The sequence below is a fragment of the Limnobaculum allomyrinae genome (assembly GCF_016649425.1).
In the GTDB taxonomy this organism is placed as follows: Bacteria; Pseudomonadota; Gammaproteobacteria; order Enterobacterales; family Enterobacteriaceae; genus Limnobaculum; species Limnobaculum allomyrinae.
This window is the reverse complement of sequence record NZ_JADRCR010000016.1, coordinates 1-14,135: the sequence shown is the minus strand read 5'-3', so window position 1 is coordinate 14,135 and position 14,135 is coordinate 1. Positions and strand designations below refer to the sequence as shown.

Genomic DNA, 14,135 nt, shown 5'->3' with positions numbered 1-14,135 from the left:
GATGACTAATATTGAATGGATTTATGCATTATTACTGGTTCCGCTGATTATCTCGCTGCTCTGCTTTGCATCTCGTGGATTAGGGGGGGCATCCCGCCAGGCAACCACCCTGCTCCATCTGGCGGGAATTATCCTGACTTGTCTGTTATCCCTGATGGTAGTCAGCGGCGTGATAACCAGTGGCACACTGTTGGCCATCCATCAGTGGATCTATATCGACAGTTTAGGTGCCCTGTTTATCGCCATTATCGGTATTATCGGCCTGCTTACCGGATTGTACTCCATGGGTTATATGGGGCACGAAGTGGATCATGGTGAAGTCACGGTACCAACACTGTGTAACTATTATGGCTTCTTCCATCTGTTTCTATTCACCATGCTGGTGGCAGTAACCGCGAATAATATCATTATGATGTGGGTAGCCATTGAAGCAACTACCCTGAGCTCCGCATTCTTAGTGGGGTTATACGGTCAGCGATCTTCATTAGAAGCAGCCTGGAAATACATCATCATTTGTACCGTCGGCGTAGCTTTTGGCCTGTACGGAACCGTGCTGGTTTATGCCAATGCGGCCAGCGTATTAACCGATCCGGGTAGCGCCATTTTCTGGACGGTACTGCACGATAATGCCGAGTTACTGGATCCAACCCTGATGCATCTGGCATTTGCCTTCGTGTTGATTGGTTTTGGTACTAAGTCTGGCTTATTCCCTATGCACGCCTGGTTACCGGATGCCCACAGTGAAGCGCCCAGCCCAACCAGCGCCATGCTGTCTGCCGTACTGCTTAACTGCGCCATGCTGATTGTTATTCGTTATTACATTATCGTTAGCAAAGCCATTGGCCCTGCCTTCCCACAAACTCTGATGCTGGTATTCGGCCTGCTGTCTGTCGCCGTTGCCGCCCTGTTTATTATCGTCCAGCGCGATATGAAACGTCTGCTGGCCTATTCCAGCGTGGAAAACATGGGGCTGATCGCTCTCGCCATGGGTATCGGTGGCCCATTGGGTATTCTCGCTGCGCTGCTGCATACCATTAACCACAGTCTGGCAAAAACGCTGCTGTTCTGCTGCTCCGGTAACGTCCTGTTGAAGTACGGTACCCGGGATATGGACGCGATCAAAGGCATCATGAAAGTGGCGCCGGTCACTGCAATTCTGTTTGCCGGAGGTGCGCTGGCTCTCGGCGGGATGCCGCCGTTTAACGTATTTATCAGCGAATTTATGCTGGTCACTGCCGGTATTCAGAGTGGAAAAATCGCTGTGATTATCATCACCCTGCTGTTGTTAACCATTGTTCTCGCCGGACTGGTAAGAATGGTGGCAGGTACCGTTTTAGGCCCAAGCCCTGAGGCAGTAGCAAAAGGTGAGCTTGGTAGCCTGACCACCTTACCGATTGCGGTACTCATGGTGTTAATGCTGGTCATGAGTCTGCATATTCCTCAACCGGTTTTACAGTTGCTGCACAACGCCACCAGCATCGTGTTGGATAATGGTGGTGCACCGTTAAGTGATTACCTGACATTACCGTGGCAAAGCGTTCAATCTGCCGTCACGCACGGTCAATAGCAAGGATCGACAGGAGAAGAAAAGTGAATATATCCAATGAAACCAAAGTCGGTCATGGCTATGTCGAAGGTTTAAGACAGAAATTTCCTTCAGCAATCATCGATGAAAGCTGGCAAACGGAAAATCAGGTTACCGTAACGATAAAAATCAATATGCTGCCGGAAGTAGTGGAATGGCTGTATTACGTGCAAGGCGGTTGGATATCGGTACTGTTTGGTAATGATGAACGCCCGCTTAACGGACACTATGCGGTGTACTACGTGCTTTCTATGGAAGCCACAGTAAAAAGTTTTGTCACGGTTAAAGTACTGGTGGACGAACGCACATTAGAGTTTCCTTCAGTAACTCCCCGAGTTCCTGCCTGTGTATGGGGAGAGCGGGAAGTTCGCGATATGTACGGCCTTCGTCCTGTAGGGCTACCTGACGAACGTCGCTTAGTTCTGCCCGATGACTGGCCGGACGATATCTATCCGCTACGCAAAGATGCAATGGACTACCGGGAACGTCCGGATCCAACCACCAAAACTGAAACCTACCAGTTTGTTAACGAAGCTGGAGAAAGCCGGGTAGTACCAATTGGCCCGTTACATATTACCTCCGATGAGCCGGGCCATTTTCGCCTGTTTGTTGATGGTGAAGATATTGTGGATGCGGATTATCGCCTGTTCTACGTTCACCGCGGCATGGAAAAACTGGCAGAAACCCGAATGGGCTACGATGAAGTCACATTTCTCGCTGACCGGGTATGCGGAATCTGCGGCTTTACCCATAGCGTCGCCTATGCCAACTCGGTAGAAAATGCGCTGGGGATTCGGGTACCAGAACGTGCCCAAATGATCCGTACCATCTTACTGGAGGTGGAACGGCTACACAGCCATCTGCTGAATATTGGCCTCTCCTGTCACTTTGTTGGCTTCGACACGGGCTTTATGCAATTTTTCCGCGTACGTGAAAAAGCCATGAAGATGGCAGAAATGCTGACCGGTGCCCGTAAAACTTACGGCCTTAATCTGATTGGCGGTGTCCGGCGGGATATTCTGAAAGAGCAGCGTATCCAGACGATTAAAATGCTACAGGAGATGCGCACCGAAGTGACGCGCCTGGTAGAAATTTTGTTGGAAACACCAAATATGCACCAACGCACCAGCGGCGTTGGTGTGCTGGATCGTAAAGTTGCCCGTGATTACAGCCCGGTTGGCCCGGTGGTTCGTGCCAGCGGCTATCATCGGGACGTGCGTAAAGTTCATCCTTTTACTGCCTACGCTTCCATTCCTTTTGATATGCACGTGATGGAAGGCTGTGACGTTAATTCACGGGTCATGATCCGCATTCAGGAGTTTTTTGAATCTATTGGCATCATTGAATACGCACTGGATAACCTGCCTGCGGGCCCACTGTTAGTAGAGGGCTTTAGTTATCAGCCACATAACTTTGCTCTGGGTATTACCGAAGCACCTCGCGGTGAGGATATTCACTGGAGCATGCAGGGTGATAACCAAAAGCTTTACCGCTGGCGCTGCCGTGCCGCAACCTATGCTAACTGGCCGCCGCTGCGTTATATGCTGCGGGGAAATACCGTCTCTGACGCGCCGTTGATTATTGGCAGTCTTGATCCCTGCTACTCCTGTACCGATCGGGTCACCGTGGTTGATGTGCGCAAGCGCAAAGCTCAAACCGTTGCCTATAAAGAAATTGAACGGTATGGCATTGAGCGCAAGAACTCGCCGCTGAAATAACGGAGGATAATCCAGTATGTTTAAGTTATTAAAAACCATACTTAACGTCGGCGATACCACGGTTAAATATCCGTTCAAGCCCTACGAAGTTTGCCCTGACTTTCGCGGCAAACCGGAATATCACGCAGAGCAATGTATCGCCTGCGCAGCCTGTACCATGGCCTGTCCGGCAAATGCTTTAACCATGAGCACAGATACCACTACCGGTGAACGTAAGTGGTTACTATTCCTTGGCCGCTGCATCTTTTGCGGACGCTGTGAAGAAGTCTGCCCTACCAAGGCGATTCGCCTGTCGGAAGATTTTGAACTGGCAGTTTTCAATAAACAGGATCTATTTCAGGAAGCGGTCTTCCAATTGACGGATTGTCAGGTATGCCATCGACCATTTGCTCCGCGTAAATCTATCGATTACGCCATCTCTCTGTTGATTCAGTCGGGGCTTTCTGCTGAAGAAGCGCAGACCATGCGCCCGCAGTTTGAAACCTGTCCGGACTGTAAACGAAAACATAATTCCATCAGCGCGCCGGGCGTTACTCTGGGGCAACATCTCAATCAGGAGGCGGCGAAATGAATATCAATGTTCCGGACGCGGTTAACGGTATCTCAACGCCAATCACCGTTGATGAGCAAGTAGCTAAACTGAAAAAAGCGTTACTGAAAGATATTCAGCGCTCCGCTTATGTTTACCGCGTGGACTGCGGTGGCTGTAACGGCTGCGAAATTGAGATCTTTGGCACTATCACCCCGGTGTTCGACACCGAGCGGTTTGGCATTAAAGTGGTCTCTTCACCACGCCATGCTGACATTCTGTTATTTACCGGTGCGGTTACCAGAGCCATGAGAACGCCAGCTATCCGAGCCTATGAGTCAGCCCCCGACCCGAAAATTTGTATCTCTTACGGTGCCTGCGGATGCGGCGGCGGTATCTTCCACGATCTCTATTGTGTGTGGGGAGGCAGCGATCAGATTGTGCCCATTGATGTCTATATTCCCGGCTGCCCTCCAACTCCTGCCGCCACTATCTATGGTTTTGCCATGGCTCTGGGGCTGTTGGATCAAAAACTCAAACTGCCTGACCACATTGAAACCGCTGGTGAGCAATCACTACTGCGCTTCCCTTCTCTACCGCCGGAGTTAAGAGTCGAGCTGGAGCGAGAAGCCCGTCGTATGGCGGGTTATCGTCAGGGTGGTGACATTGCCCAAACCTTTATGCAGTTACTCACTCAGGATAGCCCTCAGCACGTTGATGAGCGCATCCACCATTATCTTAAACAGCATGATGACCCTCGTTTAACCGAGATCGTCACTAATTTGCAAAACATCTGTACGCCGTTAATCAATGGGAAATAGCGTCATGAATGAAGATAAAGTGGTGTTTTACTCTCTCAATCAAAAATTCCTTGATAGCGATGAGGATATGCCCGAACAGGCTCAGCAAGTTATGTATTATTCACTGACCATTGGTCATCACGTTGGTGTGATTGATTGTCTGAAAACCCTGATGGAGTGCCCAACAGAGGAATACCGCCACTGGATAGCTCAATTACCCGAGGGCGGTGAGGCTCGGCGTAAAATGGAAGGGTTAATCAAATTCGGTGAAATCACCATTGATTGTACTCATACCCAACTTCTGGCAAAAGCCTGGTCGGTAGTGACTAAGCATCTAACAGAAGAGCAACGCCTGTGGACAGATACGCTGATGAAGGCGTTGCACGACATCGAACGTGAACCCGCTATCTATCTTATGGTCAGGAGACGAAATTAATGTCACTGCAAATCCCCGGTAATAATGTGGTGCTTACCGTCGGCAATAACATGATGGGGGATGACGGTGCAGGGCCACTGCTTTATGACATGATGAACGAAGTGCCAATTTCCGGCTGGCTGGCGATAGATGGCGGATCTGCACCAGAGAACTCTGCCCATCAGATTCGGGAACTCAAGCCCGACACCTTGGTAATCGTGGATGCAGCCGATATGGAGCTGGATGCCGGAGAGATCCGCATTATTGATGCGGACATGATCGCGGAAATGTTCATCATGAGTACTCATAACTTACCGTTGAGCTTTCTGATTGACCAACTGAAAGAGGATATTCCAAGCGTCATTTTTATTGGTATTCAACCCGCTATCGTTTCATTCGCCTTCCCAATGACGGATGAGGTTAAGGTAGCAGTAAAAGAGATATATCGCAGTTTGATCACCGGGCAATACGAGCAACAGTTCATATCGCTCTAAATATACATTCAGGCATATTCACAAATTGATAACCATCAAATAGACAAGTTTGCTGAATCATACTGAATATTGCGGCACATCAAGATTGCCATTGTTTATCTGGTGTATCACTGCTTGGGGCAAGCTGTTTTTGCCAGGGAATTATTCACTCTGCAAATAGCTATCACGCCCGGTTTATCGACATATTTGCCGAAACATCTGTCGATATAATGGCCTTATGGCACTCGGCACAAATTCGCTTTGTTGTATTAGTTATTAAAATTCAACAAATTATAAAATAATAAAAACTGGCATAAACCCTGCTTAGTTAATGGTGAGCATACTTAACGCAGGGAATACCAACGTTTAAACACGATTTACTACTGGCGGGTTGCCGTCGGAAGCGAGTAATGGAGATACATTTATGAACCGGTTCGTTATCGCCGATCCGAAAAACTGTATTGGATGTCGCACCTGTGAAGTTGCCTGCGCGGTGGTTCATAGCACTGATAACGATGTGGCTAATATGTCGGTTAAAAGCTTTGCTCCTCGTATCAAGGTTGTCAGAGGACAAACCGTCAGTACCGCCATTCTTTGTCGTCATTGTGAAGACGCCCCCTGTGCAGAAGTATGCCCTAACGGTGCTATTGTCAGACGTAACGACAGTATTCAGGTTATTCAGGAAAAATGTATTGGTTGTAAAACCTGCGCTATCGCCTGCCCTTACGGTGCCATGAGTATCGTGACAAAAAGCGTTACTGTGCCGGGTGTCGTCACCAGTCAACGGCAAAAAACTGAAGCGCTGAAGTGCGACCTCTGTGAAGGAATTGCTGAAAGCCCTACCTGCGTCAGAGTTTGCCCAACAAATGCATTACGTCTGGTCACATCCGAATCTCTTGATGCCATGATGCGGCAGAAACAGGAACGGGCTGCGCTGGATGAAGCCATAGAAATTCATTTTTAGTCATCAGGTATATCGACTGGCTTGAGGAGTTAAACGAGCATGAAAAAAGTTATTACCGTCTGCCCGTATTGTGCATCGGGCTGCAAAATCAACCTGTTGGTTGATGGCGGGAAAGTCGTTGGAGCCGAAGGAGCCAACGGTGTGACCAACCAGGGTGAGCTTTGTTTAAAAGGCTACTATGGTTGGGATTTCCTGAATGATACCAAAATTCTGACTCCCCGCCTGACCAAGCCGATGATTCGTCGTCAGCGCGGCGGTGAGCTTGAAGCCGTATCCTGGGACGAGGCAATCGAGTTTGCCAGTTCCCGCATGAAAAAGATCATTGAAGAGCACGGCCCGGATGCTGTTATGACTTCTGGTTCATCTCGTGGCCCCGGCAACGAAGTGAACTACATCATGCAGAAGTTTGCCCGTGCTGCTATTGGCACCAACAACGTGGATTGCTGCGCACGCGTTTGACATGGCCCTTCGGTTGCAGGTCTGCACCGCTCAGTGGGTAATGGCGCGATGAGTAACTCCATCGTTGAAATGGAAGACACTCAATGTCTGTTTATCTTCGGTTATAACGCCGCAGATTCTCACCCTATCGTTGCCCGCCGTATTTTAAAGGCCAAGGCAAAGGGTGCCAAAGTAATTGTTTGCGATCCACGTTATATTGAAACGGCACGCATCGCCGATATGTACCTACCGTTGAAAAATGGCAGTAACGTCGCGTTGCTGAATGCCTTTGCTAATGTGTTAATCAGCGAGAATCTGTACAACAAAGAGTTTGTTGAAAATCATACCGAAGGGTTTGAGGAATACTGTAAGAACGTTGAGAAATATACTCCTGAGTATGTTGAAAGCATTACCGGATTATCCGCGAAGCAGATCCGTGAAACTATCCGCATGTATGCTGCTGCCCCATCAGCAACCATTCTGTGGGGCATGGGTGTAACCCAGTGGGGTCAAGGGGTTGATACCGTCCGCTGTTTAACCAGTCTGGCATTGCTCACGGGTAATATCGGTCGCCCTAATGTGGGTGTTGCACCAGTACGTGGTCAAAACAACGTTCAAGGTGCCTGCGATATGGGGGCACTGATTGATACCCTGCCGGGTTATCAGTATGTCAACGATCCCGTTGCCCGCGAGAAATTTGCTAAAGCCTGGGGTGTTGAGTCGATTCCGGAGAAAAAAGGCTATCCTCTCAGCGAACTACCACATAACGCAATTTCCGGTAAGGTAAAAGCGTTCTATGTGATGGGTGAAGACCCAATGCAGACTGAACCGGATCTGTCGGTAGTACGTCAGGGCTTTGAAGCCCTCGAGCTGGTTATCGTGCAGGATATCTTTATGACCCAGACGGCAGCCATGGCTGACGTTATCTTCCCGGCTACCTCATGGGGTGAGCATGAAGGGGTTTATACCAGTGCAGACCGGGGATTCCAGCGCTTCTACAAAGCCGTTGAACCTAAAGGTGATGTAAAAACCGACTGGGAAATTATCTGCCGGATGTCTACCGCTCTTGGTTACCCGATGAAGTACAACAACACTAAAGAGATTTGGGACGAGCTGCGAGAACTGTGCCCAATTTACTATGGTGCCACTTACGAGAAGATGGAAGGCTTAGGCTATGTACAATGGCCATGCCCAACATTAGACCATCCGGGAACCCAATATCTGTTTGCCGGCAGTAAATTTAACCGTCCTAATGGAAAAGGTGAACTGTATGCTACTGACTGGCGGCCACCGATGGAGCTCACTGATGAAGAGTATCCGTTGGCATTGGCAACGGTACGGGAAGTGGGTCACTACTCCTGTCGTTCAATGACCGGTAACTGTGCCGCACTGCAAACGCTGGCGGATGAGCCTGGTTATGTTCAAATCAACACGCAGGATGCTGCAGAATTGGGTATTCGCGATCAGCAGTTGGTTTGGATCTCTTCCCGTCGGGGTAAAGTCATTAGCCGTGCTGCCGTTAGCGATCGTACCAATAAAGGTGCGGTTTATATGACCTACCAGTGGTGGATCGGTGCCTGTAACAAGCTGACGCTGGATGAGCTGGATCCTATATCCAGAACGCCAGAATTCAAGCACTGTGCGGTTAAGCTTGAAGCGATTCCCGATCAAAATTGGGCTGAAAGCTATGTGCAGAAAGAGTACACCGCGTTGAAAAGTCGGTTACGTCAGGCCGCTGAAGTCTAGCAGGAAGTGTTATATAGAAAAGGGCTGATTTTTCAGCCCTTTTTCTTTATTTCTAACCATCTCGATTCAATTATCATCCTGAATATCTTTTACTGAAATTCCCAGACGCTGCATGCGGGACAACAAGGTGGTTCGCTTTAGCCCCAGCTTTTCTGCGGCTCCTCTTGGGCCGGCGACGATGCCGTTGGTTTCTTTTAGTACCCGGATAATTTCCTGACGTTCTGTTTCATCATCATCAGCCAGTTTTACTGGCTTGGTCTTCATCAGCTTAGCCATGACTTTTACCGGCTGAGGGTGACTATCCATAGGTGAAAGATGGTGTTGTAATTCATGCGGTTGAAGATTCAGCATGGTGCCTTTGGTCAGGATCACCGCCCTTTCAATGACGTTTTCCAGCTCCCGCACATTCCCCGGCCAGGGTAATTTTTTGAGCAAATTGATGGTTTCTGTTGGCACGCTTTCGATATGCCGGTTCATACGACGAGCGATCTTTTTGGTAAAGAATTTAACCAGCAGAGGAATATCTTCCGGACGATCGCGCAGCGGTGGAATCACAATAGGAAATACATTCAGGCGGTAGTAGAGATCGCTGCGGTACTGCTTATCAATGACCATCTGATGCAAGTTACAGTTAGTGGCGGCAATCAGTCTGACATCAACGGGAATAATCTTGTTACTTCCCAGACGTTCTATTTCCCGTTCCTGAATAACCCGCAACAGTTTGGACTGTAACTCCAGTGGGATATCCCCCACCTCATCAAGAAACAGCGAACTCCGATTAGCCTGTTCAAAACGGCCAATACGTTGAGCCGTTGCCCCGGTAAATGCTCCTTTTTCATGACCAAACAGATCGCTCTCCAGCAAACCAGAAGGTATCGCCGCGCAGTTAACTTTAATCATAGTGCGGGCGCTACGCTGGCTCATTTTATGGATAGCTCTGGCTATCAGCTCTTTTCCGGTACCGGTTTCCCCCAGTATCAGAACTGTGCAATCGCTTTCGGCCACCATAGCAACCTGCTCAAGCACCGATGACATAGCCTCACTTTGGCCAATTATTTCATCAAAATTCTCAAAATTTTTAATCTCTTCAGTAAGATACTGGTTCTCATACAGCAGATTGTCTTTCAGGCGAGAGATCTCTTCATATGCCAGAGCATTATCAATAGCTATCGAGATTCTCGCGGCAATATGCTGGAGCAGATGGATATTTTTACTGGAAAAGACACTGTCATCAATACTACCTAAACACAGAACACCCAGAACTTTTTCATTAAATATCAACGGTAAGAGACAAAAAACCGGCAGTGTAGTTTTAAGCATTGAACCAATATATTCGTCATTGTTATTGTGCCGGTTAAATTTACAGCCATATATCAGACGAGCCTGTGGTTCATTAAATACCCGTGATAACGTTGGGCTATTTAACGAAAGATTTTCCTGAGTGCGTTGTACTTTTTGGTTGGATTTAAAGTAGGTGGTATAACGGCTCAAACGTTGATTAGTATTATCTGGCAGGTCAAGGCTAATATAGCTGATATTAAAGAAGTGATGTATCTCGTCAGAGAGTTCACAAGAGAGCTCATTGAGATCTCTTTTGGCAATCACAGTATTGGTGACATCAACCAAAATGCGAAAGTTCTCCAACTCCTGTCGGAGTGCATCTTCCTCATCAAGACCGGTTGATTGCTCTATATGTAACAATGCCATAGTCCTATCGCCATTAAAGCCAGAAAATGAATTACTCAGGCAGACTATATTGGTGCAGGTGCGATATCAGTGAATTCGCTATCTTCTGCATTGAGTATCAGGGACGCGTTCTGAACTTACTGTAATAGCTAATAGTTTACGCCATTAACCTTATTGTTTGTATGACTTTTGCCAACTAGATTACTAAAAATGAACGTGGATCAAATTTAGGCTGTAATAGCGGTAATCAGCTCTGATAGTTTATGCGATATGCATGCACATTATGTATTTAATTATCTGATATGGTTATAATTTATAATATAATTTATTGCCGATATTTTATTATACCACCAGTTGACCAACGCTTTTGCTAATACCAACATTAACCAATGTGCCCGCAGTAAAATCAATACGGTCATTCTCAATTCCATCTGAAAAAATAACGCCATTATCTGCCATATTTGACTGAAGACTTAATGGATGAACACTATCCACTTTACCAAAAACTAAATTTGTTCCGGTTGTTTTACTGGGGAAAGGTTCTCTGACAGAAAAATAGAGAAAGTCGCTATCCCAGGCAAATCCCTGATTCAATTTAGATGAAATCTCTACTCCGGCAATAGCTGCAGCGCCAGCCAAAATACTTTTAAACCATCCGGTAGAACCCAGGCCAGTACTGATAATCACCCCACTGCTGCTTTGCCGCTCGCGCTGGTTACCAGAGATAATTTCATAGCGAGCTGAACTATGGCTGGCAGGGCCAATAAACAGGTCGTTAACCGCCAATAGTGATTGGCCACGATTCGTCGTGGCTTGCGCCATTTTGATTGATTTAATTGTTGAACGGTTTAATAAAAGGGATTTCAACACTCCGGTTAAGTCGCTGACTTTAAAAGGTAGCAATATGCCATCATAAGTCGTTGGCATGGGATTAATCGCAATCACTGGCTGGCCAGACAAATACTTCAGAGTATTAGCAACCAGCCCATCCTGCCCCAACACCACCACAATATCGTCATCAGAAAACTGATAAGTGGGCAAAAAATGCCGGTCCAACACTTGCAACCGGCCTGTTGCTCTGAGCTTTTCGACCACTGAGTCATGCGCCTGCATAAACAGGCGATGCTCCTCTTGATAGTAGTCAAATGACTCTCCCAAATGTTTAAGGTAAAACTCGGCCTGCCCTTTGGTGCCATAGCGCTGGATAAGTTCCTGTAAGCGAGTAGGCCGGGTTACTAATATGAGTTTACGGTCAGTAATCATCATGCCTCCTGACGAATCAATGAATTAAGCAGTTCCGGACTAATATTCAGATTACCAACTTTATTTTCACCCTGAGTCAGATTCTCAAATGCCTGAGCTATTAGCTGCTCAGGGCGCATATTACTCATTGCCAGAGCCTTGAGAATTTCCGGACCAACGGATTCGTACACTTTCATGCGCTTTTCAATGCCGTAGGCAGCAACGTCGGCCAGTGCTCGCTCATTTTCTGAAGTCAGTTGAACCAGTGATTGACGCTGTTGCTCTTCAGCAATTTCAGCCTTAATCTTTTCCTCATTCAGCACATATTTTTTCTGTAATACCATCCTCTGAGCTTCAATCTTCGCTTCCTCAATTTCTTGTTTCTTACGTTGAATTGCCACCTCGGTAGCCAGCTCTTTCTCTTTTACCGCCTTCTCTTGTTCAATGCTGGACAAACGACGGATATAAATTGCATCGTCGGACTCTTTCAATAGCTGCTCACGTACCTCCGCCTCCAGTGCTTTGGCCGTTTCCGGAGAAGGAGAAATTGCCGTAATCGCCACATCCAGAACACTAACCCCCAAAGCCTCTAACACTTCAGATGAAGCTAACTGAGTTTTCAGGTATTGAATCAGTTCCGGAGCAAATACCAGTGCCTCTCTCAAAGGCTGCCGTTGTAATCTGTCGCGAACCGCTACCTGTACGCTGCGCTGTACCCTGTCATCCAACTTTTGAGGATCGTCAGAAATGTAACGTCCGCTGCTCTTAATGGTGAAATTCAGCATTTTAGCTGCCTGTTCAGGTGTGGTAATACAATACGTCACCTGTCCCTGAATGGTAACCTGCTGAAAATCTGAGGTTTGTAATAGGAAAACGAATGGCAGCTCTTTACTGGAAACCGGTACTGCCGCCAGTGTTGAAGTAAAAGATGAATAGTAAAAGCTCATCCCTACCCCCTGTCTGACAACCTGACCTTTTTGAAATTGAATCAGGTGAGTTGATGAGTCAGCTTTAATAAAATTTAATCCAAACATAAATGCCTCCAATTAATGTCTTAGTGACATTAATATAATTGTCTCAGAGACATTAACAGTCAAGCAATTATGTTCCTAAAATAACAATTAATATATATCACTATGTAATATAAGTAATTATTCTTACATTCGAGTTACTGCTTGTTGAAACACATAGAGTCTGATAATTTTGTCTTAAAGACATTTAAATGACAGAAACCATGCAATCAGAACAAGAATTTCTCAGACATTACGACGCATCCCAATTTCCTTCACCCATTGTCACGGTTGATAGCGTGCTGTTTACCTTAAAAGATGGAGCACTGTGCGTACTGTTAGTAAAACGCGCTAATCACCCTCAGCAAGGGTATTGGGGATTACCCGGTGGATTTATTGATATGTTGCGTGATGACAGCATCTATCAAACTGCAATGCGCAAAATCGTGGAGAAAACCGGGGTGACTCCCGCTTATCTGGAGCAACTTGAGACATTCTCCGGAGCAGAACGCGATCCAAGAGGATGGAGTCTGACAACAGCCTATTTTGCGCTTATTGCTTATCAAAACTGTCAAACTCAGATTAATGATGTATTGGATGCAAAGTGGTGGTCAGTAAAACAGATCCCGTCAATAAAAGAGATCGCCTTTGATCACCGGCATATTATTAAAAAAGCCATCCACCGTCTGGAACAGAAAACGCTCTACTCAATGTTACCGGTTTACTGCCTGCCAGATGAATTCACATTATCAGAGCTACAAACGGTTATTGAAACTATTCTCGACAAGCCGATTCAGCGTAAAAGTCTGGTAAGACGCTTTGATGCTTCAGGTATTTTTGAAGAAACTGGTAAGTTTGCAGCGACGGGATCGCGGCAGGCCAAGATCTATCGTAAAAAGGATAATGTCGATATTCAGAACTTTTCGCGTAACTTAGGTGAGTGATTGGTATGATTATCTGAACTTATGGTTTCAGCCGCTGGTAAACCTGACAAATAGGTTTGAGCGGATATTCCGGCCGTAACCGGTATGTGCTGATATCACTAACGTGCCCGGCCGGTAGCGCTAATCTCTGACTGTTTCACTATCTGCATAAAGCAAAAAACCGCACTCTTTCAGCGGAGGTGGTTTTTCCTGATTCAAACCTGACAAATTGGCTGGAGTGGATATTCCGGCCGTAACCGGTATGTGCTGATATCATTAAAGTGCACGGCCGGAGAGCTAATCTCTGACTATTTCGCAGTCTGCATAAAGCAAAACCCCCTCAATCTTTCAGCAGAGATGGTTTTTCCTGATTCAAACCTGACAAATTGGCTGGAGTGGATATTCCGGCCGTAACCGATATGTGCTGATATCATTAAAGTGCCCGGCCGGTAGAGCCGGTCTCTAACTGTTTCACCATCCGTACAAAGCAAAAAACCCCCAGCTTTCGCTGAGGGTTTCTCTTAATTAAAGCCTGGCAGTTCCCTACTCTCGCATGGGGAAGCCCCACACTACCATCGGCGCTACGGCGTTTCACTTCTGAGTTCG

12 protein-coding genes and 1 rRNA gene are annotated in these 14,135 nt (G+C 47.0%); 9 read left to right on the top strand and 4 right to left on the bottom strand.

Features of this window, described 5'->3' with window-relative positions; translation table 11 throughout:
• The first annotated feature begins 1 nt into the window (after position 1).
• The 8 genes from I2494_RS19275 (at position 2) to fdhF (ending at position 8,668) form a co-directional block, all read left to right on the top strand.
• The gene (locus tag I2494_RS19275) at positions 2–1,567 is read left to right on the top strand and encodes a hydrogenase 4 subunit F (RefSeq protein WP_218468651.1); all 1,566 of its coding nucleotides are present in this window, start codon (positions 2–4) and stop codon (positions 1,565–1,567) included.
• A 23-nt stretch (positions 1,568–1,590) separates the two neighbouring features.
• Positions 1,591–3,303: a hydrogenase large subunit gene (locus I2494_RS19270; RefSeq protein WP_218468650.1), complete on the top strand. Its 1,713-nt coding sequence runs from the start codon at positions 1,591–1,593 to the stop codon at positions 3,301–3,303.
• 16 nt (positions 3,304–3,319) lie between these two features.
• Positions 3,320–3,874, top strand: coding sequence for a hydrogenase 4 subunit H (gene hyfH, locus I2494_RS19265; protein WP_218468649.1), 555 nt, complete (start codon positions 3,320–3,322; stop codon positions 3,872–3,874).
• Positions 3,871–4,653, top strand: a complete 783-nt coding sequence (locus I2494_RS19260; RefSeq protein ID WP_218468648.1) for an NADH-quinone oxidoreductase subunit B family protein — start codon at positions 3,871–3,873, stop codon at positions 4,651–4,653. Before hyfH ends, I2494_RS19260 begins: the two co-directional genes overlap by 4 nt.
• Before the next feature lie 4 nt (positions 4,654–4,657).
• The gene (locus I2494_RS19255) at positions 4,658–5,068 is read left to right on the top strand and encodes a formate hydrogenlyase maturation HycH family protein (RefSeq protein WP_218468647.1); all 411 of its coding nucleotides are present in this window, start codon (positions 4,658–4,660) and stop codon (positions 5,066–5,068) included.
• Positions 5,068–5,541 (top strand): hydrogenase maturation peptidase HycI, encoded by a 474-nt coding sequence (gene hycI, locus I2494_RS19250; protein ID WP_218468646.1) that lies wholly within the window; start codon positions 5,068–5,070, stop codon positions 5,539–5,541. The genes I2494_RS19255 and hycI overlap by 1 nt, the downstream gene beginning before the upstream one ends.
• Before the next feature lie 403 nt (positions 5,542–5,944).
• On the top strand, positions 5,945–6,484 hold the full coding sequence (locus I2494_RS19245; protein ID WP_218468645.1) for a 4Fe-4S dicluster domain-containing protein: 540 nt from the start codon (positions 5,945–5,947) through the stop codon (positions 6,482–6,484).
• Positions 6,485–6,523: 39 nt separating this feature from the next.
• A complete protein-coding gene (gene fdhF, locus I2494_RS19240; protein WP_218468644.1) occupies positions 6,524–8,668 on the top strand; it encodes a formate dehydrogenase subunit alpha in 2,145 nt (714 codons plus the stop codon).
• Between the two features lie 66 nt (positions 8,669–8,734).
• Here the strand turns inward: fdhF and I2494_RS19235 are convergent, their stop codons facing one another.
• The 3 genes from I2494_RS19235 to I2494_RS19225 all read right to left on the bottom strand — a co-directional run bounded on the left by I2494_RS19235 (position 8,735) and on the right by I2494_RS19225 (position 12,630).
• Positions 8,735–10,375 carry a sigma 54-interacting transcriptional regulator gene (locus tag I2494_RS19235; RefSeq protein WP_218468643.1) on the bottom strand — a complete coding sequence of 547 codons (1,641 nt, stop codon included), beginning with the start codon at positions 10,373–10,375 and terminating at the stop codon, positions 8,735–8,737.
• A 321-nt stretch (positions 10,376–10,696) separates the two neighbouring features.
• Positions 10,697–11,617 (bottom strand): NAD(+)/NADH kinase, encoded by a 921-nt coding sequence (locus I2494_RS19230; protein ID WP_218468672.1) that lies wholly within the window; start codon positions 11,615–11,617, stop codon positions 10,697–10,699.
• Positions 11,617–12,630, bottom strand: a complete 1,014-nt coding sequence (locus I2494_RS19225; RefSeq protein ID WP_218468642.1) for an SPFH domain-containing protein — start codon at positions 12,628–12,630, stop codon at positions 11,617–11,619. Before I2494_RS19225 ends, I2494_RS19230 begins: the two co-directional genes overlap by 1 nt.
• A 200-nt stretch (positions 12,631–12,830) precedes the next feature.
• On the opposite strand from I2494_RS19225, the gene I2494_RS19220 reads away from it, so the two are divergent.
• Positions 12,831–13,550 carry an NUDIX hydrolase gene (locus tag I2494_RS19220; protein WP_218468671.1) on the top strand — a complete coding sequence of 240 codons (720 nt, stop codon included), beginning with the start codon at positions 12,831–12,833 and terminating at the stop codon, positions 13,548–13,550.
• Between the two features lie 509 nt (positions 13,551–14,059).
• On the opposite strand, the gene rrf is transcribed toward I2494_RS19220, so the two are convergent.
• Positions 14,060–14,135, bottom strand: a 5S ribosomal RNA gene (rrf, locus tag I2494_RS20795); the annotation flags it as partial.

Excerpts from the sequence above, each read along its gene's own strand:
- I2494_RS19275 (WP_218468651.1), top strand. The coding sequence starts at position 2 with ATGACTAATATTGAATGGATTTATGCATTATTACTGGTTCCGCTGATT.
- hyfH (WP_218468649.1), top strand. The coding sequence starts at position 3,320 with ATGTTTAAGTTATTAAAAACCATACTTAACGTCGGCGATACCACGGTT.
- I2494_RS19260 (WP_218468648.1), top strand. The coding sequence starts at position 3,871 with ATGAATATCAATGTTCCGGACGCGGTTAACGGTATCTCAACGCCAATC.
- I2494_RS19255 (WP_218468647.1), top strand. The coding sequence starts at position 4,658 with ATGAATGAAGATAAAGTGGTGTTTTACTCTCTCAATCAAAAATTCCTT.
- hycI (WP_218468646.1), top strand. The coding sequence starts at position 5,068 with ATGTCACTGCAAATCCCCGGTAATAATGTGGTGCTTACCGTCGGCAAT.
- I2494_RS19245 (WP_218468645.1), top strand. The coding sequence starts at position 5,945 with ATGAACCGGTTCGTTATCGCCGATCCGAAAAACTGTATTGGATGTCGC.
- I2494_RS19235 (WP_218468643.1), bottom strand. The coding sequence starts at position 10,375 with ATGGCATTGTTACATATAGAGCAATCAACCGGTCTTGATGAGGAAGAT.
- I2494_RS19230 (WP_218468672.1), bottom strand. The coding sequence starts at position 11,617 with ATGATTACTGACCGTAAACTCATATTAGTAACCCGGCCTACTCGCTTA.
- I2494_RS19225 (WP_218468642.1), bottom strand. The coding sequence starts at position 12,630 with ATGTTTGGATTAAATTTTATTAAAGCTGACTCATCAACTCACCTGATT.
- I2494_RS19220 (WP_218468671.1), top strand. The coding sequence starts at position 12,831 with ATGCAATCAGAACAAGAATTTCTCAGACATTACGACGCATCCCAATTT.